Here is a 25023-nt window from a genome sequence, read left to right on the forward strand (position 1 = left end):
AATAATAATGAAAGATATTAAATTGAGAATATCAAAGAATAAACTGAACATCTCAATATAAATTAATAATCAATTTTTTAATTTATCCCTTTCAATTGCATCTTCAAATGCGTCCCTATGAAAATTTGCTGCTAATTCCTTTTTACACTCATCAACAAACAACCTCATCTTAGAAGCCCTGCAAGGGTAATGTTGGACTTTAAGACCTGCTTTTATGGGAAGGTTATTAACATCCTCCCCAACCATCTCGTCAGCTACGAAAAATGTTGAACCGCACGGAGATGATCTTAAAACGTGAACTTTTGATACTTTATTACCTACGGTTTCTATTTCTACAATGGGTTTTCCAAACTTGGACACAAATTCATTAAAAACTTCGTCTCCACTTTCTTCAAGGTCACATATATTCTCCGGACAAATAACATTGTCATATTCTTCAATCTGATTTTTAAAGCCTTCACCTTTCCATGCACCTACGATGATCCATTCAACATGATCATGAAGTTGTTCAACTAGTTCCAATAAAAGATCAGGGTGCAAAATATAACTGATAATTATATCTGTACTTTTAAGACTTTCAAGAGCTTCTTCAGCTATTTCAACATCTTCCATGAACATTGATTCTGGTTGTTCTAATTCGATAAAATCGCTCTCAAATTCCTTAGAGATAGTATCAAACGCTCTATCACCATAAGGACCATCTGTAACAACAGCAATCTTTAACATGATTAATCTCCACAAACACGTATTAAATATCTAAAATTTCAGTTTAATTATTATTCACTTTATTATATAATTTTAAGATAAATAAGAATAATTCCTATGAGGAAAAATTATATTCTTTAATATCTTAGAAATACAAAAGAATTCACAAAAAATTGATTTTATAAATAAGATATTTTTGATTAATACATATATCCTTCTTTAACTATAGCTTTAGTATAATTATATGTTGAAATGCTGTTTTTTGATTTTATAATATCCCAAACTTATCGGGTTATCTGCTCAGTGTTCTTTACACTTAACCAATTTCATCTTTTTCTTTCATTACTAAATACATTTATAGAATCCCGTTAGCCTATTCACAGATTAATAATATGCATTTATAGCTATTTTTGACTGCACTTACTTGTATATTGATTATTTTTCCTACAAGTCTTTCATCTAAAGTTATGTTCAGTATTTAAATGTCCAATTAAAAATTTCTAATCTGGAAATATTTATCATATCGGCAGAAAAAATAGATAAATTCCTTCCATATCAGTCAACATTTTAATATAGAAACTTCAAAAAAATCAATTATATTATTAAATTTTTGGGGAATCAATCCCTAAGGTGTAAAAAACATGAAAGTAGTAATAATAGGCAGTGGTGCAGGTGGGCTCACTGCAGCATCAAACATTAGGAAATATTCAGAGAAGGCAGAAGTAACAGTAATAACCCTAGAAAGTAGAGTAGCTTATTCTCCATGCGCTATCCCTTATGTTATTGGTGGGGAAATAGCATCATTCGATGAGATAGTAATGCATACCCCAGAATATTATAATGAACATGGCATTAATATCATAACAGAATCCGAGGCTATTGAAGTCGTTTCTTCAGGAAATATTGTGAAATACAAACCAAAAAATTCCAGAGACAATGAAGTTATTTTAAACTATGACTATTTAGTCATTGCAACTGGTGGATCACCATTCATTCCTCCAGTGAAAGGAACTGATCTACAGGGAGTTTTCAAGGTCAAAACTATTGAAGACGGAGTAAAAATTAAAGAATGGGCTGAAAAAAGTAAGAATGCAGTTGTTGTAGGTGCAGGAGCCATAGGTTTAGAAGTGGGATACGGCCTTAAAGAACTTGGAATTGATGTAAGTGTTACTGAAATGCTGCCCCAGATACTCCCAAGATCTCTTGACCCTGATATGGCCATTAAAGTACAGAAATACCTTGAAAGTCAGGGCATTAATATAATTTTAAATCAGACCTTAGATAAAATTTTGGGCAATGAACTTGCAGAAAAAGTTGTTATTGGTAATAATATCATTGATGTAGATATAGTAATATTATCAACAGGCATAAGACCATCTGTAGAACTTGCTAAATCAGCAGGATGTGCTGTTGGTAAAATGGGTGTCAAAGTAAACGAAAAAATGCAAACATCAATACCGAACATATACTCTGTAGGTGATTGTGTAGAAGTTTATGATGGAATAACCAGACAGAAAACTCAATCCCCCTTTGGAACAACTGCAGTGCGTCAGGGGAAAGTTGCTGCGAAAAATATAACCGGAAGAGAAGCAATTTTCAGACCTGTTTTAAACTCAGTAGTATCAAAGATAGGTGAGCTTGAAATAGGGGCCGTTGGATTAACAGAGATTTCTGCCAATTTAAACGGTTTAGATATTATTGTTGGAAGGAGTAAAGCCTTAACAAAGGCCAGATACTATCCCGGCTGTAAACCAATAGACACTAAAATTATTTGCAGTAAAGAAGGTAAAATTTTAGGATGTCAGATCATTGCAAAGGAAACAGTGGCAGAAAGGGTCGACACAATGGCATTGGCAATAGCTAAAGAAGTGAAATGTGAAGAGTTAACAGAGATGGAATTTTCATATGCACCTCCAGTTTCAATGGTAGTAGATCCCATAGTACTAGCAGCAGAAGATGCTTTAAATAAAATAAAAAAAGATCTTTAATTATTTATCATTAGTTTAGATAGTAAATAGAAGGGTATTAAAAATACCTTTCTAAAATACCTTTCAACATTCTAGCATGCCTTGCTTCGTCCCTGGAACTCTCATCAAAGAAATCATGGGCAGGATCTATTTCTTCCAGCTTAGCTTTTTTTGCAGAAGCTTTCTTTTCATTATTTGCCAACCTAAAATAATATTAAGCATAGATATTTCTTTCGATTACATATAGGCTATTTTTTATCCCTAAATTTAACAATGGTAGTGGATAAATATTTTTTATCCTTTGAAAATCCTTCAAAAACATTTTCATCTTGCATACTGCAATTTTGAACCGAAATGATAGATTTATCTCTATTATCTTGATTAACAATTTCTTCAAGAATTTCAGAATGCCTTGAAGTTTTCATAATTACAAATGTATCCCCATATTCCATTATCCTCTTCAACCTGTCATCAACCTTGGGAACTATAACTACTATTTCATCCTTTTCAGCCAAAGAAATTCCTGCGGCAGCAGCACATCCTGTAAATGAAGTTATGCCTGGTATTATTTCAATCTCATAACCCGATTCAGCTATTCTCTTAGCAACATAGGAAAAAGTACTGTAAATTGTTGGATCCCCAAGTGTAATGAATGCGACATCTTTACCATCAGATAGATTAGTTATAATGATCTCTGCAGCCAGATCCCAATATGAATTCAGGGCAGATTTATCTTCTATCATCGGGAAAAGTGGATCTAAAATATCATATTTTTCATTCCTCTCATCTAAAATAGGTTGTACTATTGAAAGTGCAAGACTAGGCTTTAACTCAGCAGATCTTGGGGAACATATAACTTCGACATTTTTAAGGATTTTAGTTGCTTTAATAGTTAAAAGATCGGTATCTCCTGGCCCTACTCCCACTCCAAATAATTTTCCTTTTTTCATATTTAGATAACACCCTATAAAATTTATTATTACAATCTTATAACTTAATACTTTTAAAATTTTATTATTTTTTGGATTAAATTTAATCTAATAAACTCTATCCATTTAAATCTATTTGAACTTTAGATAAGACCTTTTTTAAAGGTTTCTTTTTAGAAATTTTTTCTAATTTTATATAAGGTTTCATTTTTATACCACCGCTAATAAATATAAGTCTCTATGGAAAGCGGTTTCTTCTGTGAAAAGTGTGGAATGATAAAGGCACGATGTATCTGTGGTAAAAGCAGTACCAAAAGACGAATTTATACTAAAATATCCAAACCCAATATATCAGAGATTAAAAAGTCATATCCAAATGTGGATGAAGAGATAGTTGAAAATTTCCCGTTTTCAGAACCAAGAAATGGTCAGTTTGAAATAATCACCAGGATTAAAGATGCAATTGATAATGGTTATCGTTACATCATACTTGAAGCGGGTACTGGGACTGGAAAATCTGCAATTGCAACTACTTTAGCTAATATCTATCAGCCGGCTTATATTTTAACAATGACTAAACAATTACAATCACAATATGCCATTGAATTTGGTTACCCTATGGTTAAGGGCCGAGGGAATTTTACTTGTAGGGATTCCAACTTCGATGATAGATGCGATTCTGGTACATGCCAAACTGTTCCAAGCACCCAAAATTTTGTGTGTGACTTTGGAATCACAAAATCCCCATTTGAAGAGGGAAATTTTGCATTCAATGAGGCACATGGAACTCCAATATATTTCAGATCAAATGAAAGATGTAACTACTGGAATCAGAAATCAAGAGCAGTTGAAAGTGATATCACGCTTATGAACTATGATTATGCGCTTTTAGAACTTGCATATGTACAACATTTCGGTAAAAGGAGTTTAATGATTCTTGATGAAGCTCATAACATTGAAGATAAACTCATGCGTAGAATGGAATTGAGTTTATCCAATAAAATGCTTGAAAAGGATGTTAAAAAGAGCATACCGAGAAGTATGTTGAAATTTCAGGACCCCAAAGAATGGATAATTTTCATACAATCACTTTATCAGGATTACAAGGATATCAGCCTCACAAAAATGCCAAAAAATAAGGCAGACAGAATCAACAGAACCAAATTAAGGTTGAGCGAACTCATGACCAATTTGGAAGAAAATCCCAAGAACTGGGTTGTTGATGGGTCAGATGGGGGAATAACTTTCAAGCCACTTAAAATAGATGTATACGCCAATGATAGATTATTTAGACATGCTGATGTGTGTCTATTTATGAGTGCAACCATACTAGATCAGGAATTATTTTGCAAATGGCTTGGAATTAGGCCTGAAGAAGTATATTTCTTGAGTATTAAAAGTAATTTCCCTGCTTCAGAACGTCCAGTTCATCTAAAAACGGTTGGTCCTATGTCTCAACGTGCTATTAAACGTACAGCACCAAAAACCATCCCAATTCTTGAAAAGATTATTGAACATCATAAGTACGAAAAGGGACTCATACACACACATAATTACAAGTGTCAACAGTACATTATGAAACAAATTAAAGACAAGAGACTTATTGATCATAAAAGTACAGACAGAGAATATAAATTAAGACTTTTTGAAAAAAGTAAAGACCCTTTGGTTCTGGTTAGTCCTTCAATGAGTGAAGGTGTTGATTTGCCTTATGAAAAATGTCAATTCCAAGTAATATATAAAATTCCATTCCCATATTTAGGTGATCAACAGATAAAAAATAGAAAGGCCCAAGATCCCAAATGGTATGCCTATAAAACTGTTATGACGTTGTTACAGGCATACGGGAGGGGAATGCGTGCTGAAGATGATTATTGTGAAACCTACATCCTTGATGGGAATATTAAAATGCTCTTCAATAACAGATTATACAAATCACTTGTTCCTGAATTCTTCAAAGAAGCTATTGTACGTGATTAGTACCATTTAATTATAGAAACATAATTTAAGAAAATAAATTTTCGATGAATTAACAGAATTTCTAAAGAGATTTAATTTGTTTAAACCTGATCATCTTTTTTATTCCATTTTGATCTCCAATTTTCCATCTCATCCTTAGTTAACCAATGACTACCATCACAAAAGGGTTTATTTTCCGATTTACCACATTGACATAGTGTTACTCTATTACGTACTTCGTAAATTGTTCCATCAAAAGATTCTATAGGAATACCTCCCCGTACCCATATAGGACCTTCACACTTCTTTTGAGGATCATGAATAATTGCTATGGAAGGTTCAAATTCTGGTTCAAGTGCTTTTCCAGTTTCTTTATCCCAAACAACCAATCTTCCTGATGGACAATTTTGACCCTGTTCAATGGCTATCTTCTTTGCTTCAGGATCATCTGAATTTGCAATTAATTCTCGTATACCGCCTGCCCTTTGACAAAAACGTGAATGATCACACAAAGGCCATACATCTGTTAAGGTTAGAACTGGCCCCTCTGTTCCCACTGCTTCAGCCATGTATGGTTTCTTACTTGCGGTTTCTGTTCCATCAAACCCTGTCTTTAAATGCGTCCCATCACAAAAAGGTTTATTTTTTGATTTTCCACAACGACAAAGCGAATATGTATTTTTTAAAGGATATGTAATTTCTAATGTCCATTGATATGAATTACCCTCATCATCTGTACCAATTCCTTGTTTAATTAATGGAACTCCTCCCGAAACAATGTAAGGTCCATCTTTTAATATTCTAATTTTTTGTTTATTTTTTTCAGCAGCCATTTTATAACCTTTTAAATTAAAAATATCTTTATATAATTGATTAAAGAATAAATTCATAGGCACCCATACCTAAATCTCCCCAATACCAGCTATGATGAATAATATCTCCTATTGAACCATCTTCCGCTGCGCCCATTGATGTGATAAGTGGCATAAAATGGTCAGGATAGGGATGGGCTTTTTCAGGAGTTGGTGCAAACTTAGAATAATTTTTAACTACATCATAATTACCATTTTTCAATTCTTTTGTGAGCCATGAATCAAAATCTAGAGCCCATTGGTCTGTTTTTGCACCAGGTCTTAGAGGAGCATATCCTAATGGGTGAACAGCACCACCACTGTCCAATATTAAAACTCCTTCCTGGCGTAATGAGCCTATGGCATGACCCAGGGCATAGTGTTTTTCAGGATCCATATTATTTTGTATAGAAAGTTGAAAAACTGGAATATTAGCTTTGGGAAACATAAGTTTCAAAGGAATCCATGCACCGTGATCAAGTCCCCTTTTATTATCAAGTTCACAAGGTATTCCAGAATTTTGTATCAATTCTGATGTTAATTGAGCCAGTTCTAAATCACCATTAGCAGGATATTCAATCCTGTAAAGTTCTGGAGGAAATCCATAAAAGTCATGGATGGTATCTAATTTCTCCACCATATTAATAGTGGGTGCTTGAGTCATCCAATGTGCAGATATACAGATTACTGCTCTTACAGAACTGTATTTTTTTCCAAGTTCGTTTAAAAATTCCCTAGCAGGGACATCTTCAAGCAACAATGAGGGTGCTCCATGAGAAATGAAAACTGTTGGTAAAGATTTTTTACTCAATACTTACCACCTAATTACAAAATTCAAATCTTCAAATCCTCTATTTTAATAGAGAGTTTCAGTAAAAATTTCTGCAAATTATCAATAATAATCCAGTTCATTAACAATTGTTATTATAATTGTATACCCAGAATTTATATTTTTTGATGAATATGGATATAATATATAAAATTAGTATAAAAAAATAAGATATAATAGCGGACCTGGGGGGATTTGAACCCCCGACCTTGGGATCCGAAGTCCCACGTCATGTTCCTGGCTAGACTACAGGCCCAAAATGAATTATTGATTTAATGAAAATTCTTTGATGTTCAATTTAATTATGTCTATTCATAGTTATAACATTGTAGAAACAACTCAACTTTTGAACTTTTGAACTTCATACTTTAAAAATAGTTATGTTACAGGAAGATAAAGATTAACAATCAAAATCTTTAAATCCAAAAATAATTAATGAGAAATATTCAACTCTTAAAGATAATTATTAACTTATTAAGAATCAGAAGATAAATGAGGTAAAAATGTTGGCCAAAAGAATTATACCATGTCTTGACTGCGATCTTAACGTTCCAAATGGAAGAGTTGTTAAAGGCGTGGAATTCAAACAGATTAGATATGCAGGCGATCCTGTTGAACTTGCAACTCGTTATTATGAAGATGGTGCTGATGAGATAGTATTTTTGGATATTACCGCATCACACGAACGCAGAGAAACTATGGCAGAGGTTATTAAAGCGACAACAGAAAATGTATTTGTGCCTATTTGTGTTGGTGGAGGCATTAGAAAACCTCAAGACTATGTTAACATGCTCAGGGCCGGTGCAGACAAATGTTCAACTAACACCGCAGCCATTCACAACCCTGAACTCATAAATGAAGCTTCAAAGGTTGTTGGTAGTCAGGCATGTGTAATTGGTATAGATGCCAAACGACGTTACATATCTGATCCATGTGATGTGCCTGATAAAATAACAATTGAAACTGAAAAGGGTTATTGCTGGTTTGACTGTAGCATCTATGGAGGTCGTGAATTTACAGGGATAGATGCTATTGCATGGGCTCTTGAATGTCAAGAAAGGGGTGCTGGTGAGATACTTTTAACTAGTATGGACAGGGATGGTACAAAAGAAGGTTATGATCTTGAGCTTACAAGAACGATGAGCGAAAACCTGGACATCCCTGTAATTGCATCTGGAGGGGTTGGAAACCCGGAACATATATATGAATCATTTGAAATTGGAAAAGCAGATGCAGCACTAGCTGCAAGTATTTTCCATTTTAATGAATACCCCGTACAAGTAGTTAAAGAATATTTGAAGAAAAAAGGAATACTGGTTAGGGATTGAAAATTTTTTATTAAAAAGTAGTTATTTAAGTCCTATCATTGCCCCATAATTCGAATAAACATTTTCAACTAATTCCCCTGCTTTTGGATGGTTCCAGTCGTGCATCCACTCTGAAACTAACGATTCCAGAGTAATTGGTATGACTCCTGCCTGTATCATTCTTTTTACACCATAATTATGTGCATCCTCAGTAGAATCGCCCCCAGCATCGATTAATCCATAAACATCATATCCTTCTTTAATTGCATGGAGTGCAGTGTATGTAAAGCACATACTCGTCCATAATCCTGATACCACTATTTTATTTCTGTTTGTTTCTTTAACCGCATTAAAAGTTTTATCATCTTCAAATGCATCAAAACTTGGAATTTCTCTTGCAAACACTTCTTGATCGGGAAAAATTTCAGTAATCTCTGGAAACACATCCCCATTACTATGAGGATTAATCGATGATAAAACAACAGGAACATCAAGAATGCTTGCAGCTTTAGCAGCAAATATAGCCGCATTCTTAATTATTGTCTTATCCCCTGAACTAACACTTTTAATCATGGTTGGCTGATAATCCACCAAAACTAAAACACTATTCAAATCAGTTAATAACTCCAATTTTCCTTCGTTTAAATTCACCAATATAATTCCCCCATAAGATCTAAGAAAGATTCAAAATTTTTACATGATATTGGCCCATTATAATATTTAGATTGGAGAAGTAATAAATTTTTGTTACTATAGCCAAATCCAAAATAAGTGGTTAATAGGGTGTTTTCTTTTATGAATTAATAATTAAGAAAACTAAATATCCTTTTGATTAGAAATATAAATTCATGAAAATACGATGCCCTTGGGTAAATGATGATCCATTGATGATGGAATATCATGACAATGAATGGGGAGTTCCCATTCATAATGACAATCTTCTCTTCGAATTCTTGGTATTAGAATGTGCACAGGCAGGTTTAAGTTGGAGTACTATACTTAAAAAAAGGGAAGATTATAGATTGGCTTTTGATAATTTCAATCCAGAAAAGGTGGCGGAATATAGCAGCAAAAAAATTAATGAACTGGAAAATAATACATGCATAGTTCGTAATCGTCTCAAGATCCGTTCTGCAGTGATTAATGCAAGATTAATTCTTGACATTCAAAAAGAGTTTGGAAGTTTCGATAAATATATGTGGAACTTTGTTGGAGGGAAAACAATTCAAAATCATTGGAAAACAATGAGAGATATACCTTCATCAACATTAGAATCGGAACAAATGGGTTTAGATATGAAAAAAAAGGGTTTCAAATTTGTTGGCCCCACAATCTGTTATGCATTTATGCAAGCTGTAGGAATGGTAAACGATCATGTTGTGGATTGTTTCAGGCATTCTGAGTTGAACCAAAGTTAAATTGGGATGATCTTAATGAAACTTAAAAGATCATTTTACATACAGGATACAATAGTTGTAGCTAAAGGACTATTAGGCTGTTTTTTAGTCCATAGAACTCTTGAAGGAATAACAAAGGGCAAAATTGTAGAAATAGAAGCTTATATGGGTCCAAATGATAAGGGAGCCCATTCTTATGGAGGTAGGCATGCCCCCCGTATGGATCCTCTTTACAATACTGGAGGATATGCATATATTTTCCAACTACATGGGCATAATTACTGTTTTAATGTTGTAACTCAAAAAACAGGAATTCCACAAGCTGTACTTATACGAGGTTTGGAACCTATTCAAGGTTTGGATTTAATGGCAAAACGTAGGAATATTGATATATCAACAGGTTTGAGAAGTAAATTTAAGAATTTGACTAATGGACCTTCAAAATTATGTCAGGCAATGGATATTGATACTTCACTTAACGGAATAGATTTATGTGGAGATGAACTCTTTATTACATCAGGAAAGACTTTCAATGATGATGAAATCTTGAGTGCTCCAAGGGTAAATATTGATTATGCAGAAGAATATAAGGATAAACAATGGCGATTTTTTTTAAAAAAAAATGAATTTGTAAGTAAATACCCTAAAATATGACATTATCAAATAATTTATGATCAAATGAGGAATAGATCTGGATCTAAAGAAAATTTATACAATTCATGATATACTCTACTTAAAATTATCAAATAAAAATTTTTCCACTAACCTTATTAATCTTGCAAATCTAAAAAAATTATTAAAATAGAGTTAAAGGGGATTGAAATTGTTAAAACGTAAACATGTTTTTCTTGATGACCAAGCAAAAATCAATAGAGTTGAGAATAAACTAAAAAAATATGAAAAATTCAAGCCTTACGAACAAAAAACAGTCGAAGAAGACTTTCGTTTACATGAAAAACTGGCACAGCTCAGTATAGTTGCAAGTAACTTCATGATGACTGGGCATAGCCCAACCATGGTAATGACTAAAAGGGAAGAAGGAGACGAAGTGTTATTACCAGTAGGTGGAGGCCAAAAAGATAGGGCTCGAGAAATTATATCCAAAATTGATTTCAGAAAACTTTATCGTGGAGGAAAGGGTAGAAAAACAGACCCAATCATGATTATAACAGCCATTTGTATGTATGTTATGAGACAGGATAACCCTCGAAGAGGCGACATAAAATATTCAAATGATTTTATTAGGAATGTGGGAGTAACCAAGGACATATATAAACACATTAGCGAAAAACTCGACTCTTACATAAACTCTGGAAATCTGATAAGTAGCTCTATATAGTGATAGCAAAAATAAATGACTATTTTTATAGATAGCTTTTCTGAATTATTTTTATTAAATTTTATCAACCTATAAATTTCTTCTATTGTTCAGGGTTTAGATATCGTACTTGATCAAATAATAGAAAGTTTTTAATGTTAACTTTGTGACTAATGTTATTTTACTTCTTTCAAAATTATTTCAAAATTTATTAAACATAACAGTTTAAAAATTATTTTATTAATTCTTGATTTATAGAATTTGACATTTCTTAATTTCTTTTTTTATTATATTTTAGAATTAGGATTATTATGTTTCATGTTTGATTACTGACTAGCTATTTTATGATTTTCTTATTCAAATTAATGAACAATTTGTTTCCATATAACATTTTTTATTTACAATGAAATGGATAATTAACAATGGAAAACATTAATAGATTTCAAAGTTTAAGGAGATGGAAACATGTCACTGGTAATAAACACCACTACACCCGAGGGAATAGTTCTAGCTGCAGACAGCAGACAAACCTATAGAAATCTTAAAGGTATGGCCCGTATAGGAAGCGATAATGCTTTGAAACTTTTTCAGATCAACAGTAGGATAGGAGTAGGAATAACTGGTCTTGCATTTCTGGAAGAAGATGGAGTACTCAAAAATCTGAGTAAATTTATTGAGGAATTCAAAAGAGAGCCCAATGTCGAAGATATGGATGTTGAAGATGTTGCAATCGAACTCCATCGGATCTTCGATAAAAAATATCAGTGGAAAGAACAGTTAGATCTGGCTGTTGAAAATATTAAAAATGATCTACAAATGAAAGGTTGTGAATTGTTAAACATAGAAAAAAATCCATATAACATATCTTTCAGTTTCAAAAACCCTCAAGGAGGATTAGAAGAGGGTTTGGCTGGAGTGGATATGATTGAGTTTTTGGTTGCAGGTTACAACAAGAAGGGTTCACACCAAGTTTATGGCTGTTATGTGCCTGGTGAAATTCAGAAAAGACGTGATAGTGAAGATAAAAATAATGAATATGGAAGTTCTTGGATAGGACAGGGAGATGTGGTTTCAAGAATTGTTTTAGGGTTCGATGGACGTATAGCTAATATCCAATTTGCTAAGGAAGCCATGTTAATCCAAGGAGAGCCAAATATATTCGAAGAATTAAAGAATCTCGAATATGCTATTCAATGGGGTACCATGACTTTACAGGATGGAATTGATTTCTGCACACTTATGATACAAACCACATCAGCAATGCAAAGATTCTCTGATGGAATCAATGCAGATCCTGGAGACATGCCTGGAGTTGGAGGACCAATCGATGTTGGGGTTATTACACCGGATAATGGATTTGTTTGGATTAACAAAAAAAAGCTTAAATTCGGAGGAAATGAAGTGGAAATTAATTAATGATATTTTTATATTTTCCGAGAGACTACATGCCACAATGGGCATACCGAGTTTGATAAGAAAAGTTTATAGCACTTCCAAATGCCAATATACATATCTAACGAGGAAAAAACCATTCAGATATTAATAAATTGGGGTTTAAAAGGAAAAACAGAATGAAATGAACAAGATGGAATCGATAATAGTATAATGTTCAATAGAATATTTAATATCAGGTTTAGTTTGATACTGTGATCTCGTAACGAACTTAAATGCGCAACAGCTATTTTTCTATAGAACATTTCTCTCAAAAGCTTAAACATGCTATCCTAAAAAGATTTTAAATATTTAGCATTTTCATTTTTCTATTAAAGATATATTAAAATTCAATTTTATATGATCCCTTCTTAATAACCAAAATAATTTTTATAAAATTTTTATCTTGAACATGACAACTTTATAAGTTTTAAAACTGATACTTTTAACGTTAAAGTTTAATTATATAAAGTTAACTTTTTATTTAGAAGTATTGGAGGAATTAGTTGAATCATTATAATATTGAAAATAAATTTCCTTATTTAGGTATCCCTACATTTTACAATTATCCCCACAGCAAAGATCTGAATGGAATTGATATGGCAATTGTAGGTGTTCCCTTTGATCATGGGACAACTAACCGACCAGGTACACGTTTTGGTCCTCGTGCTATCCGTAATGCATCACAAAATTATGGAATTTATCTAGATCCCAAATATGGAGCATATGATACTGAACTTCAAAAACATATAATGAGTGGTGTAAAGGCTGTTGACTATGGAGATGTGCCAATTCTACCTACACATACCCATACAAACATGAATATGATCAAAAATACCCTCAAGAATATTGTAGATAAGCATGTTTTTCCTGTTGTATTCGGTGGAGACCATACTATAACTGCGCCATTGGTAGAAACATTCGATGTTCCACTTGATATTGTTCATTTCGATACACATCTTGATTTTGTTGATGGTTCGGAGAATATGAAATTTTCTCATTCAAATCCACTTAAACGAGCCTCAGAGCTAGAAAATGTGAACAATATAACCCAAATTGGAATTCGTGGCTTTACAGATTTTGAATCTAATTATGAAGAATCATTAAATTATGGTTCAAAAATTATTACTGCTTCAGAAGTTTTTAAAAATGGAACATCTTGGGTTTTAGACCAAATACCAAAATCAGATAACCTTCATGTAACATTTGATATAGATGTTCTTGATCCTTCAATTGCTCCAGGAACAGGAACACCAGAACCTGGAGGTTTGAATTACTTTCAAATGAAAGAATTACTTATCAATTTATATTTAAAGGGTGAAATTAAAGGTTTAGATATTGTAGAAGTAAATCCTCTTTTTGATGTATCAGAAATGACTTCTCTACTTGCATCAAGGCTTGTATTTGACTTTTTAGGCTCGATATTTTAAGATTTCAACAATTTTATTAAAGTTTGTGATTTTTTTTAAATATTAAATGAATTCAAAAAAAATTGCAGAAATTTATTAACAAAAAACAAGACATAACACATATGAAAACCCAATTTGTAATTGATTCCGATGAATATAAAGGTCAATTAAACCTTGGTTTAACCATTAAGAGTGGTCAGACTTCCCAACCAGCTTGGTTACAAAGAAATGGCTGTTTCAGTGAGCTCGTAGAAATAGATGGAATACATTGTCTTATTAAAGCTAAGCAAAAAATTAATGATTTGTATGCTCCTTTGGAAATTATTGCTGAATCGGAAGAAAAAGTTGATGAAGAGTCTGTTAGATCTTGTATAATGAATATATTCGGTTTATATGATGATCTGGATGAGTTAAACAATTATTTAAATAAAGATCCTAAATTAGCACCTACTATCGATTTCTGCAGAGGTTTAAGATTATTCAAAGCCCATAATCCTTTTGAATGTATAATATCTTCAATATCATCAGCTAATTGTTCTATAATCCGATGGAACAAAGCTATTAACGATATTAAAAAGAAATGGGGAAATAAATATAATTTTGGATCTGATACGTTTTACACGTTTCCATCCCCTGCTTATCTTCAAAAAGTACCAGAACATGAATTAGAGGAAATGCAACGGTTAGAAGACACCCTTCCTAAAGACTATGTCTTTGAAAAGAATCTTAAAAGTTGTGGAGTAGGATATAGGGCCAAATTCATAATAAAAACTTCAGAAATGATCCAAAATAATATTAATATTAAAAAGTTAGATAAAAAAAGTTATAAAAAAGCATTTGATACCTTGCTTGAACTCCCAGGAGTAGGTCCTAAAGTAGCTGATTGTATTTTATTATATGGTTTTGGATTTAAAATGGCTTTCCCAGTTGATGTATGGATAGGCCGTATTGTTTCAGAATTTTATTTTAATGGAAAAGAAATTAAGCCGCCTAAAGCGCGTTTATTTGGAATGCAAAAATTTGGAGATTATGCAGGTTATGTTCAACTCTATATGTTTCATTATGCCCGAAAATCCGGTCTTTTAGAGACTTTAAAGAAATGAAAGCGATTTAGTTAATACCAATTATCAAAGATATCTCATAAATTAGTACATGAAAAAAATGAATTATTAAGTTGGGACAATAATTATATATTCATGACTTTGGTGATTTAATGGCAGGAATATCCAATAACCTTGAAGAATTCCGGGAACTTTCAAGAAAGCATTATAAGAATCTTATAGAAGGACTTAAAGATAAATATTGTTGGAAATGTCCAATGCGCACCAACAGTTCAGAGGCTTTTTGTAGAGAAGTGGATAGTTGGATTAGGTTATCAGTTGCCTTTGAAATGGGAATTTATGACCATATGAGAGATATGGGAATGCCTAATAATTGTCTAGAAGTAATTGCTTCCAAAATTCTTGAAAAAAAGATGAACTCTAATCATCTATCTTCTAAATTCCAGAAGCTTATTATTTTAAAGATTGAAGAAAACTTGGCTCATGGAATAAATTCGGGGGACTTCCTTCTTGTCAATGAAAACCCTAAGACTGTTAAAAAAGGAGATATGGTATTATTACCTCGCGCATGTCCTTTATCATTAATTTGGTTTTCAAAAACCACTTATATTAATAAAATGCCACTTAAAGTCTTTAAAATTGTAAAAGTACATCAAAAAGCAGGAGTAAAATATATAACTACCGATAATGATCTTGAAATACCCATAGAATATGTTTATGGTTTAATCACTAAGGTAATTAACAATAAAGATCCTATTTTTACTGAACTCCACCTAAAGGACATTTAAAAATTAATAAATATTTTATACAAATTTTAAATACGTTAAAACGTATCCAATTGCATATATAACTGCTATTGCAATTAATATTAGTCCTATTTTGCCATTGTCTATTTTATAGTATTGATATGCTCCAAAAATAACTATGAGGATGGCAACTACACTTGAAAGTGCATTATCGAAACCGGTGCTATTTATTGTATAAGTACTTAAGAGTACTCCAACTATCATTAAAAGAGCATTTGTCTGCTTATATGAACCTACTAATCTATCTATATCGTTTTTTTCTTCCATTATTTAACCTCAAGTAGTAATGTATCATTAAAAATTGTAATAATTCATCAGAATATTTCTTAATTAGAGATATAATGTAATAAACTAATTCATTCATAGAAAATTCTTAATTTTAATCTATACATTATTACAAAGATAATTATAGCTCTGCTATATTCAATTGAATCTTAATAAGAATATTAATTAAGAAATAGAATAAATAGACTTATGTAATGTTGTGGTTAATGATGGGAGATGAGAAAGATAAGCAAGAACTACCGGATTATGGAATGGGTTCAGGAATAAGAATATAAAACAACGATATTATTTCTCTAAAAACAAGGATTGATAATATTTTACGTAACTCATCCCTTAAGGAAATTTCCGACATAGTTATGGAAGAAACTAAACGTCTGACTAACAGTGCAAACTGCTATGTTGCTTATGTTGATCCTTCCAATAATGATAGTGTTGGAAATATCATTTCTCATGACCGAAAGTTGTCAAATGTATACAGATCGGGGTGAGGCACGTTTTCAGATAAGGAAAGATGGTACATATGGAGGACTTTTAGGTTATTCTCTGGATACTGGTGAATCCTTTTATATTCATAATCCAGAAGTTCATCCTGCAGCCCATGGTCTTCCAGAAGGCCATGTTCCGGTATCACAATTTTTATCTGTTCCTGTTATGTACGATGGTGAAATACTAGGCCAAATTCGTACTTGGAAATCCTGAAAATGACTACACAGCGACAGATATTGATTTAACTGATGCAGTGGCCGCTATATATGCAATTGCACTTAAAAAATTGTTATACTGAATCAAAAAAATATGAATGATATGGCTGTTAGCTATATATCTAAATTATTTTATAATGTATGTGTGTCCTTCAATAACTTTTCCATTTGGAGAGACATACTTCATGTGTACTGAAGCACCTTTTTTACCTTCAAATTTAAAAATATCAACTCCACTTGAACCACATATAATTGGATGATCCAGAATATATTTCTTACTAACCAATTTTACTTTAGAATGGTTGTATTCTGCTACCCAATGATATCCAGTTGATGGATTGCATGGTAAACTAACAGTTAAATAATGGCCATGACATGTTAAACCTGTCATGTCTACACTGGTATTTTTATCTGAATATGTGCTTGCAAAAGACCCGGAGATCATTGCGAAACATATAAATACTGCAAATATTGCTGCAATTTTTTTCAAATTACCACCTCGAATAGTACATGTAAAAGTTTTGATATTTATATATATCGGTATTATCAACTTTTTTGATAATGTAATAAAAATATCTTCTTATTGATGAGATTCAAGAATATAAAAAAAAATTATATTATAATTTTTAAGGAATAATCCTATTCTTCTATAACTGTAACCTTGTTCATCACGTCATTAGGCTGAATCTTATTGACAACATCCATGCCTTTAACAACTTTACCGAACACCGTATGAACACCATCTAGATGGGGTTGAGGGCTATGTGTTATAAAGAATTGACTTCCACCAGTGTCTTTACCTGCATGAGCCATTGAAAGTGCCCCAGTTCCATGTTTGTGTTCATTTATCTCACATTTTATAGTATAACCTGGCCCTCCAGTTCCATTACCCTTTGGACATCCTCCCTGTATTACAAAGTTAGGTAAAACTCTGTGGAATGTTAATCCATTATAAAAGCCATCCTTTGCAAGTTTTTCAAAGTTTGCAACGGTGTTAGGAGCTTCTTTATCGAATAAAGTAAGTTCTATATTTCCTTTATCTGTTTCAATTATTGCCTTTTTCATATTTTCACCATTTTATAATTTTAAAGAGTGTTAGAAATTTCTATATCTCATTCTTAATCAAGTCTTTCATTTGATAAAAACGTTTAATAAACCATGAAATCCAAATAATAACATTGATATTCGGGGCATGTTTTACTAAAAATAGTCTTTATTATCCAAAATGAGCATGGAATATTAAAATTATAAATAAATATTAAAATAGGGTGATTTTATGAATACAAAAGAAATTATGGATTTAGATTCAAAATACGTTATGCAAACATACGGTCGTCAACCATTGGCACTTGTTAAGGGAAAGGGGTCTATTGTATGGGATGCTGAGGGAAAATCTTATGTTGACTGCGTTGCAGGAATTGCTGTAAACAATGTTGGTCATTCAAATCCAAAGGTAGCAGAAGCAATCTGCGAACAGGCCAAAAATTTAATTCATACCTCAAATCTTTATTATACGGAGCAACAGGTTACACTTGCAAAATTACTTGCTGAAATTTCATCCCACCAGAAATCATTCTTCTGTAATAGTGGAGCTGAAGCAAACGAGGGGGCAATTAAACTTGCTCGAAAGCATACTGGAAAGGGAGAGATAATAACCATGGAAAACTCATTCCATGGGAGGACAATTACAACTATAACAGCAACAGGTCAAAAAAAATATCAAAAAGGATTTGAACCTTTAACACCTGGTTTTAAGTATGTTCCTTATTGTGATGTTGAAGCAGTATCAGATACAATCGGTAGTGAAACTGCTGCAGTCCTTGTTGAGCCTATTCAGGGAGAAGGTGGAGTTATAATACCTCCAAATGATTATTTAAAGAATTTGAAAGAAGTCTGTCATGAAAAGGATGTTTTATTAATATTCGATGAAGTACAAACAGGTTTTGGACGTACAGGAGAAATGTTTGCTTCACAAAGTTTTGGAGTAACACCCGATATTACAACAGTAGCTAAGGCCATTGCCGGAGGATTTCCAATGGGTGCAGTGCTAGCTAATGAAGTAGGTGATACATTTGAACCGGGAGATCATGCCGCAACCTTTGGTGGAAGCCCTCTTGCATGTGCAGCGGCAAAAGCATCCATAAACTTTATATTAGAAGAAAAACTCCTTGAAAAATCCAAAGAAAACGGATCATACTTCCTGAATAAACTCAATATAATTAAAGAAAATAATGAGATTGTGAAGGATGTACGTGGCATGGGATTGATGATAGGAATGGAACTCGACGTTGAATGTGCAAAACTTGTGGATGATATGCGTGAAAGAGGCATAATTATAAATTGTGCAGCAGGAAATGTACTGAGATTCGTACCACCCCTCGTGATCACTAAAAACCAAATAGACTTAGTTTCAAGTGCATTAGAGGATGCTCTAGGTAAATTTTCCTAAATAAATAAATTTTTTTTTTAAATTAGTCAAATTGTATTCTATCAAAAATTTATTCTTAATCATCTTACCAGTCAATATACCCCTCACTGATAGAAAAGCCATTAAGCTTATAAATATCCCCAATGTAACAACCAAGTGCTGTCCTGTTGTTAGATTATATGCTTCTAATGGTAGAAGGTTGGTGAGTTGAAGTGTAGTTGAACTAGTGGTTTTACTTATTAATATACCTGCATAACATGCAGCAAAAACCATTCCAAGGTTTCTCATGGTAACTAATATACAGGATGCAACTCCGGCCTGACATCTGGTATTTTGGCCATTATCGCCCTATTGGTCGGTGACTAGAAAATTGCGGTTTCAAAACCAAAGATTGCTAAACTAATGAATACATCAATTTCAGTAGAAAAACAGTGAGTTGTAACATAGAATAAAAAGCAAAAGCACATATCAAACCGCAATGAAAGATAAATGTCTAGAACCAAATTTATCCGAAATTACGCCACTAAATGGCAAGAAACATTATTAATAGAGGTGCAGCTGTAAGTACTAGTCCAGTAGTATTTGGTGATAATTTTAAAACCTTCTGTAGGTAAAATGGCATAACAAATATGAGCATATACATGCAAACATAATTCAAATGAAGGCTAAGGTTATAAGTAGAGAAACTGATGGTTTTTAAAGAGTGATAAATCTAAAATAGGATTATCTGTTTGGTTTTCCCACAATATAAATATAATTACCATCGATATGGAAAATATCGCCAGAACAATTGCTTTCATATCTATGGGATTCGGCGTTATGTAATTCAAAAGAAAAACTAGTGAAAATAGTGCTAAAAACTGAGTGAAAGTATCACTAATATCCCATTTTACCTTCTTGGATTCTTCCCTTTCGAATATTCTGTAGCAATATAAAGCTCAAAATTCCGGGAAGAATGTTTATTAAAAATATAGATCTCCAACCCCATAAACCATCCAAAATTCCCCCTATTGCTGGATCCAACGCAAGACCCCCGGCAATTGCCACAGCATATATTCCCAATACTTGTCCCAACATAGGTAATTGGATGACTTTTAACAATTCCAAGTGATACTGAAACCATCATAGCAGCTGTGAATCATTGTATAACCCTAAAAAGTATTAATAAGAGAATAGATGGTGCAAAACTACAAGAATTAGATGCAAATATAAAACCAATTAGACCAGTTAAATATAGTTTTTCATGGCCCCAATAGTCTCCAAATTTACCAAAAAGAGTACGAATGCTAGTAAAGTAATTAAATAACTTGTTAATACCCATTCAGATGTTGTTACTGTAACCTAAAAAATTCTGTAATAGTAGGAGTGAAACATTTACTATACTTGCATTTATAGGTACCATAATGGTGCCAAGAACGTACTGCAAATAGAATTCGCCAGCTTTTATTAATAGAACTGCTCAAACCCATACACTTCCTTAAAAATGCTAAAATTATTATATTTCTAAAATTTAAGCAAATTCTTGCAAGTCATCAGTTAATCTAAACATTTTCTAATATAGAATTAAGAAATATTTACTTTTATATCATTGTATAATCTATAATACTCCTTGAATAATATTTGAACTAGATTGAGTGAACTACCCCTCCCTTTCGGAAGGAGCTTCTTCCTTCATTAAATCCACTAATGTGGTTTTTTTCAGAGAAGCTTTAATTTCAGTAGTTCCTACGGTACTGATTAGATTAAGTGTAGTATGTTGGTTATCGCATACGATAATATTAATTATTGTTAAACTATTATTTATATTATTGGTTGGATTCATCCCCACCCTCACACATGGGGTATTCTCCAACATTAAGATAAAAATTTACTTATATTGTATGGTGTAAAATTTTTTATATGATAAGATGTAGAAATTTAACATTCACTTTATTTTCTTGTTTTGGAGGATAATTACATGGATTTTAATTTAGAAACAAATGAAAAAGGAAATCTAACCATGGGTGGAATAGATGTGCATGAGTTAGCAGATCAATACCAAACACCATTATATGTTATAGAAGAAGATAGGATAAAAAGTAATTATAAAAGACTTTATAATGCATTTTCAAGTCATTATAATGATTTCAAGATGTATTATGCATGTAAAGCTAACACGAATCTTTCAGTTATGAGAATATTAGAAAAAGAAGGAAGTGGAATAGATGCTGTCTCTCCTGGAGAGATTTATACATCGTTACTAGCAGGATTCGATCCTTCCAAAATACTTTACACCGGAAACAACGTCACAGATAACGAACTTAAATTTGCAGTAGAATCTGGAGTAAAGATTAATCTCGACTCCATTTCACAGCTTAAAAGGCTTTCAAATATCCCTGAGGCTCAAGGAATGGATATATCATTCCGTGTAAACCCTATGGTAGGAGCAGGACACCACGATCATTGCATTACTGGTGGACCTCTTAGTAAGTTCGGTATAATGGAAGAAGAAGCTGTTGAAGTATATAAAATGGCCAAAAATCTTGGATTCAATCCTGTAGGAATTCATACACATATAGGATCAGGAATACTCGATCCAGAACCATTTAAACTTGCAGTAAACGTATTAATGGATATTGCAGGGAAAGTAAGTGAATATGCTGATGTTGAATTTGATTTCATTGATTTTGGTGGGGGTATTGGAATACCATACACTCCTGAAGAATCACTATTAGACATTAATGACTTTGGTGAAAAAATTACTGACTTATATAAGGACAAATTAGATGAATATGGGCTTGGTAAACCAACAATGTGCATAGAACCTGGTAGATATATAGTTGGTGATGCGGCTGTTCTTTTAACCAGAGTAAACACAATTAAACAAAGTTATCGTAAGTTTGCAGGAGTAGATGCAGGTTTTAACACATTATTAAGACCTACAATGTATGGATCTTATCATCATATAGTTGTTGCTGATAAACCATTTGCAGAATCTGTACAAAAAATAGATATAGCAGGAGATGTCTGTGAATCCGGAGACCTTTTTGCACGAGATAGATCAATGCCTAATGTTGGAGAAGGAGATATTTTAGCCATTCTTAATGCAGGTGCATATTCATTTTCTATGGCATCCCAATATAACAGCAGACCAAGACCAGCCGAAATATTAGTTTCTAATGGCCAATCAGATATAATACGAGAAAAAGAAACATTTTCAGATGTTCTTGCAAAACAGAATGTCCCAATGAGGTTATTGAGATGAGTGAAAAAACTTTAGTTACTTTCTCAAAAATGCACGGGCTTGGAAATGATTACATAGTCATTGATGAATCTAATAAGATAATAATTCCAGAAGAGAAAAAACCTGAAATTGTTGAGGAAATCTGTAGAAGAGGATTCTCAGTTGGTGCTGATGGTGTAATATTTGTTACACCCGCAAGCTCTGATATCGCAGATATAAGATTTAGAATATTCAATTCTGATGGCAGTGAAGCTGAAATGTGCGGTAACGGAATAAGATGCTTTGTGAAATATGTATATGAGAATGATATTTTTCATAATGACCAAATGCTTGTTGAAACATTGGGCGGAATTAAAGAAGTTGACTTAGATGTGGAAGGTGAAGAAGTAAGAGCATCAACAGTAGATATGGGTGTACCTAATTTCAAAACCACCGATATTCCAATGATAAGTGATAAAGAAGAATTTTTAGATTCAGAACTCATTGTAAAAGGTAAACCTGTAAAGATCACGGCCGTAAATGTTGGCAATCCACATGCAGTAATATTTACAGATAATATACAAGATATAAAATTGAATGAAATAGGGCCTTTAATCGAAAATCATCCGGCATTTCCCCAAAAAACCAATGTTCACTTTGTAAACATCATAAATAGAAATGAAATAGAAATGATAACTTGGGAGAGAGGAGCAGGTTTCACATTTGCATGTGGTACAGGAGCTACTTCTTGTGTTATGGCAGGTTTTAAACTTGGAATACTTGATGAAGAAGTTGAAGTCCATCTTCCTGGTGGAGAGCTCCTAATTATAGTTTACGAAGTGGATAACGAAGTGAGGGTATTTATGGAAGGGGAATCTGTACTTGTATTTGATGGTGTGATGGAAATAGAGATTTGAGTTTAGATAGCAGGTGTTATTTAAAATTCCATTCTTTATTGAATATTTTTTTAACTAATATCATAATTGATCCCTTCCAAATGGGCATGTGAGTAAATGTGTACATACCCACTTGGAACTTGATTTCTGTATTGAAATCAAGAGATGGCCCTGTAGAGGTATTTGGGGGGGGTGTAAAAACAGATTGCACAAGAATTTGAATTCCAGCACAAACCATCTGGGAAACGTCAATTTTTTGTGTACAATGAATTTAAATGATTATATTACTATTTTAACTAATGATAATAATATTATGCATATTATCATATATAAAATTATTACTATTTGCATAAAAAATTCTAAATTAAAAATAGATTGAATTCAAAAGAAAAATTGAAATAATTATAGCCTATCGTTTGGTGATCCCTAGCCTGATTATTTTGTACTGAAGATACATTCTCTTCTTAATTTAAGGAGTTCTTTCTTTTTATTCTTAAGATCTCCCACTTCTTCAAGGATATCTGGTAACTTGGTCTGTATGCACTTCACTGTATCATCATTATGTATCCATTCACAGTCTTCACAACTCCATACACCTTTGTCTTTAATCCATTTCCCACCAGTAGAACCTTCCCCACAAGGATAAAATGGGCAATAACAGAATGTGCAGCTTTGATGGTTGTTGTGGCAGGGATAGTACTCACAATCTCTGTTTGGACCAACATTAATATTTCCTTCAAGATAGTTCTCATAAAATTCTCTTGATAGTGGGTGAATTGGATAAGAAACTCTGTAGCCCCTTGGTGTAATCATGTATCCATCTTGAATATATGTCATTGAATTTCCTATTATTAAGGTGGTAGACATGTTGATTTCAATTTCTGAAAGTTTATCAAGGGTTGTGATTGATACATCAACTCCAAAATCTTTACTCTTGACAATTCCAACAGGTGTTTCAGGTTTTTTAGTTTCGAGCATGATTTTAATTGACTCTTCAAAGGGCTTGGTTCTTGTTTTACTTAATGGATTGTAGATAGCTATCACCAAATCTGCTTCACATGCTGCTTTAACCTTTCTTTTTATCTCAGATAACGGTGTTAATATGTCACTGAAACTTATAACTGCAAAATCGTGCAGTGGTGCTCCTAATTTGCCTGCCGAAAAGGTTGCAGCAGTAACACCTGGAATGACTTCTACATCAACATCAGAATATTTACTTATAATCTGGAATAGAACATTTCCCATTCCAAAAACACCAGGATCTCCAGAACTCACAAGTGCTACTTTTTTACCTTCTTGGGACATTTTTATTGCAAGTTCTGCACGTTTTATTTCATCACCCATTCCTTTTAATATAACCTCTTTCCCGATGGTAAGGTCTTCAATATTTTTAATGTAAGATTTATAGGTAATAATAACGTCTGCAGCTTTAATAGCATTGATTGCTTTTATGGTTATGTCTTCACTAGAAGGTCCTATCCCAATAACACTAATCATTTCTTCACCTGTTGTAATAAAATATTCTAAATCTCAAATATTTAG

At 32.7% G+C, this 25023-nt stretch carries 27 protein-coding genes and 1 tRNA gene; 14 read left to right on the forward strand and 14 right to left on the reverse strand.

What is annotated here, in order from left to right; genetic code table 11:
• Window positions 1-69 precede the first annotated feature (69 nt).
• On the reverse strand, window positions 70-726 hold the full coding sequence (locus tag DL91_RS11765) for a DUF166 domain-containing protein (protein ID WP_048191978.1): 657 nt from the start codon (window positions 724-726) through the stop codon (window positions 70-72).
• Between the two features lie 620 nt (window positions 727-1346).
• Between DL91_RS11765 and DL91_RS11770 the strand changes: the two genes are divergently transcribed.
• Complete coding sequence (locus DL91_RS11770; RefSeq protein WP_048191981.1) at window positions 1347-2693, forward strand: NAD(P)/FAD-dependent oxidoreductase; 1347 nt, start codon at window positions 1347-1349, stop codon at window positions 2691-2693.
• 37 nt (window positions 2694-2730) lie between these two features.
• Here DL91_RS11770 and DL91_RS13200 read toward each other — a convergent pair whose 3' ends face one another.
• Together DL91_RS13200 and cobI are read right to left on the reverse strand one after the other, a co-directional pair.
• On the reverse strand, window positions 2731-2874 hold the full coding sequence (locus tag DL91_RS13200) for a hypothetical protein (RefSeq protein WP_231551462.1): 144 nt from the start codon (window positions 2872-2874) through the stop codon (window positions 2731-2733).
• Window positions 2875-2920: 46 nt separating this feature from the next.
• Entirely contained in the window at window positions 2921-3622 is a 702-nt protein-coding gene (gene cobI / locus DL91_RS11775) for a precorrin-2 C(20)-methyltransferase (RefSeq protein WP_048191983.1), read from the reverse strand.
• 219 nt (window positions 3623-3841) lie between these two features.
• On the opposite strand from cobI, the gene DL91_RS11780 reads away from it, so the two are divergent.
• On the forward strand, window positions 3842-5581 hold the full coding sequence (locus tag DL91_RS11780; RefSeq protein ID WP_048191985.1) for a helicase C-terminal domain-containing protein: 1740 nt from the start codon (window positions 3842-3844) through the stop codon (window positions 5579-5581).
• Window positions 5582-5661: 80 nt separating this feature from the next.
• Here DL91_RS11780 and DL91_RS11785 read toward each other — a convergent pair whose 3' ends face one another.
• From DL91_RS11785 to DL91_RS11795, 3 genes are all read right to left on the reverse strand, one after another.
• The gene (locus tag DL91_RS11785) at window positions 5662-6393 is read right to left on the reverse strand and encodes a CDGSH iron-sulfur domain-containing protein (protein ID WP_048192762.1); all 732 of its coding nucleotides are present in this window, start codon (window positions 6391-6393) and stop codon (window positions 5662-5664) included.
• 40 nt (window positions 6394-6433) lie between these two features.
• Window positions 6434-7222 (reverse strand): class III extradiol ring-cleavage dioxygenase, encoded by a 789-nt coding sequence (locus tag DL91_RS11790; RefSeq protein WP_048191987.1) that lies wholly within the window; start codon window positions 7220-7222, stop codon window positions 6434-6436.
• 198 nt (window positions 7223-7420) lie between these two features.
• Window positions 7421-7496 (reverse strand) — tRNA-Arg (locus tag DL91_RS11795).
• A gap of 247 nt (window positions 7497-7743) precedes the next feature.
• On the opposite strand from DL91_RS11795, the gene hisF reads away from it, so the two are divergent.
• A complete protein-coding gene (gene hisF / locus DL91_RS11800; RefSeq protein ID WP_048191989.1) occupies window positions 7744-8568 on the forward strand; it encodes an imidazole glycerol phosphate synthase subunit HisF in 825 nt (274 codons plus the stop codon).
• A 21-nt stretch (window positions 8569-8589) separates the two neighbouring features.
• Here the strand turns inward: hisF and DL91_RS11805 are convergent, their stop codons facing one another.
• Window positions 8590-9198 carry an isochorismatase family protein gene (locus DL91_RS11805; RefSeq protein ID WP_231551506.1) on the reverse strand — a complete coding sequence of 203 codons (609 nt, stop codon included), beginning with the start codon at window positions 9196-9198 and terminating at the stop codon, window positions 8590-8592.
• Between the two features lie 197 nt (window positions 9199-9395).
• Between DL91_RS11805 and DL91_RS11810 the strand changes: the two genes are divergently transcribed.
• The 7 genes from DL91_RS11810 to DL91_RS11840 all read left to right on the forward strand — a co-directional run bounded on the left by DL91_RS11810 (window position 9396) and on the right by DL91_RS11840 (window position 15951).
• The gene (locus DL91_RS11810; RefSeq protein WP_048191993.1) at window positions 9396-9965 is read left to right on the forward strand and encodes a DNA-3-methyladenine glycosylase I; all 570 of its coding nucleotides are present in this window, start codon (window positions 9396-9398) and stop codon (window positions 9963-9965) included.
• Window positions 9966-9980: 15 nt separating this feature from the next.
• Entirely contained in the window at window positions 9981-10598 is a 618-nt protein-coding gene (locus DL91_RS11815; RefSeq protein ID WP_048191995.1) for a DNA-3-methyladenine glycosylase, read from the forward strand.
• Window positions 10599-10767: 169 nt separating this feature from the next.
• Window positions 10768-11283, forward strand: coding sequence for a hypothetical protein (locus tag DL91_RS11820; RefSeq protein WP_048191998.1), 516 nt, complete (start codon window positions 10768-10770; stop codon window positions 11281-11283).
• Window positions 11284-11727: 444 nt separating this feature from the next.
• Complete coding sequence (locus DL91_RS11825) at window positions 11728-12678, forward strand: hypothetical protein (protein ID WP_048192000.1); 951 nt, start codon at window positions 11728-11730, stop codon at window positions 12676-12678.
• Window positions 12679-13199: 521 nt separating this feature from the next.
• Complete coding sequence (speB, locus tag DL91_RS11830; protein WP_048192002.1) at window positions 13200-14123, forward strand: agmatinase; 924 nt, start codon at window positions 13200-13202, stop codon at window positions 14121-14123.
• 101 nt (window positions 14124-14224) lie between these two features.
• On the forward strand, window positions 14225-15205 hold the full coding sequence (locus DL91_RS11835; RefSeq protein WP_048192764.1) for a DNA glycosylase: 981 nt from the start codon (window positions 14225-14227) through the stop codon (window positions 15203-15205).
• A gap of 110 nt (window positions 15206-15315) precedes the next feature.
• Window positions 15316-15951: a hypothetical protein gene (locus tag DL91_RS11840; protein ID WP_048192004.1), complete on the forward strand. Its 636-nt coding sequence runs from the start codon at window positions 15316-15318 to the stop codon at window positions 15949-15951.
• Between the two features lie 15 nt (window positions 15952-15966).
• Here DL91_RS11840 and DL91_RS11845 read toward each other — a convergent pair whose 3' ends face one another.
• Window positions 15967-16236, reverse strand: a complete 270-nt coding sequence (locus DL91_RS11845; RefSeq protein WP_048192007.1) for a hypothetical protein — start codon at window positions 16234-16236, stop codon at window positions 15967-15969.
• A 414-nt stretch (window positions 16237-16650) separates the two neighbouring features.
• On the opposite strand from DL91_RS11845, the gene DL91_RS14275 reads away from it, so the two are divergent.
• A complete protein-coding gene (locus DL91_RS14275) occupies window positions 16651-16953 on the forward strand; it encodes a GAF domain-containing protein (RefSeq protein WP_231551463.1) in 303 nt (100 codons plus the stop codon).
• 129 nt (window positions 16954-17082) lie between these two features.
• On the opposite strand, the gene DL91_RS12990 is transcribed toward DL91_RS14275, so the two are convergent.
• Together DL91_RS12990 and DL91_RS11860 are read right to left on the reverse strand one after the other, a co-directional pair.
• Window positions 17083-17445, reverse strand: a complete 363-nt coding sequence (locus DL91_RS12990; protein ID WP_052374392.1) for a protease inhibitor I42 family protein — start codon at window positions 17443-17445, stop codon at window positions 17083-17085.
• Window positions 17446-17594: 149 nt separating this feature from the next.
• Window positions 17595-18020 carry a peptidylprolyl isomerase gene (locus DL91_RS11860; protein WP_048192009.1) on the reverse strand — a complete coding sequence of 142 codons (426 nt, stop codon included), beginning with the start codon at window positions 18018-18020 and terminating at the stop codon, window positions 17595-17597.
• Between the two features lie 211 nt (window positions 18021-18231).
• Between DL91_RS11860 and DL91_RS11865 the strand changes: the two genes are divergently transcribed.
• On the forward strand, window positions 18232-19404 hold the full coding sequence (locus DL91_RS11865; RefSeq protein WP_048192011.1) for an aspartate aminotransferase family protein: 1173 nt from the start codon (window positions 18232-18234) through the stop codon (window positions 19402-19404).
• On the opposite strand, the gene DL91_RS13995 is transcribed toward DL91_RS11865, so the two are convergent.
• The 3 genes from DL91_RS13995 to DL91_RS11875 form a co-directional block, all read right to left on the reverse strand.
• Window positions 19387-19656 (reverse strand): hypothetical protein, encoded by a 270-nt coding sequence (locus DL91_RS13995; protein ID WP_231551464.1) that lies wholly within the window; start codon window positions 19654-19656, stop codon window positions 19387-19389. The genes DL91_RS11865 and DL91_RS13995 overlap by 18 nt on opposite strands.
• A 603-nt stretch (window positions 19657-20259) precedes the next feature.
• Window positions 20260-20490 carry a hypothetical protein gene (locus DL91_RS14000; RefSeq protein ID WP_231551465.1) on the reverse strand — a complete coding sequence of 77 codons (231 nt, stop codon included), beginning with the start codon at window positions 20488-20490 and terminating at the stop codon, window positions 20260-20262.
• 532 nt (window positions 20491-21022) lie between these two features.
• Window positions 21023-21217 carry a hypothetical protein gene (locus DL91_RS11875; RefSeq protein WP_156096082.1) on the reverse strand — a complete coding sequence of 65 codons (195 nt, stop codon included), beginning with the start codon at window positions 21215-21217 and terminating at the stop codon, window positions 21023-21025.
• 123 nt (window positions 21218-21340) lie between these two features.
• Between DL91_RS11875 and lysA the strand changes: the two genes are divergently transcribed.
• A complete protein-coding gene (gene lysA / locus DL91_RS11880) occupies window positions 21341-22627 on the forward strand; it encodes a diaminopimelate decarboxylase (RefSeq protein ID WP_048192014.1) in 1287 nt (428 codons plus the stop codon).
• The gene (gene dapF, locus DL91_RS11885) at window positions 22624-23502 is read left to right on the forward strand and encodes a diaminopimelate epimerase (RefSeq protein ID WP_048192017.1); all 879 of its coding nucleotides are present in this window, start codon (window positions 22624-22626) and stop codon (window positions 23500-23502) included. Before lysA ends, dapF begins: the two co-directional genes overlap by 4 nt.
• A 414-nt stretch (window positions 23503-23916) precedes the next feature.
• Here dapF and cobJ read toward each other — a convergent pair whose 3' ends face one another.
• Window positions 23917-24978 (reverse strand): precorrin-3B C(17)-methyltransferase, encoded by a 1062-nt coding sequence (cobJ, locus tag DL91_RS11895; protein WP_048192022.1) that lies wholly within the window; start codon window positions 24976-24978, stop codon window positions 23917-23919.
• Window positions 24979-25023: the final 45 nt, after the last annotated feature.

This window comes from Methanobacterium sp. SMA-27 (assembly GCF_000744455.1).
Lineage (GTDB): Archaea > Methanobacteriota > Methanobacteria > Methanobacteriales > Methanobacteriaceae > Methanobacterium_B.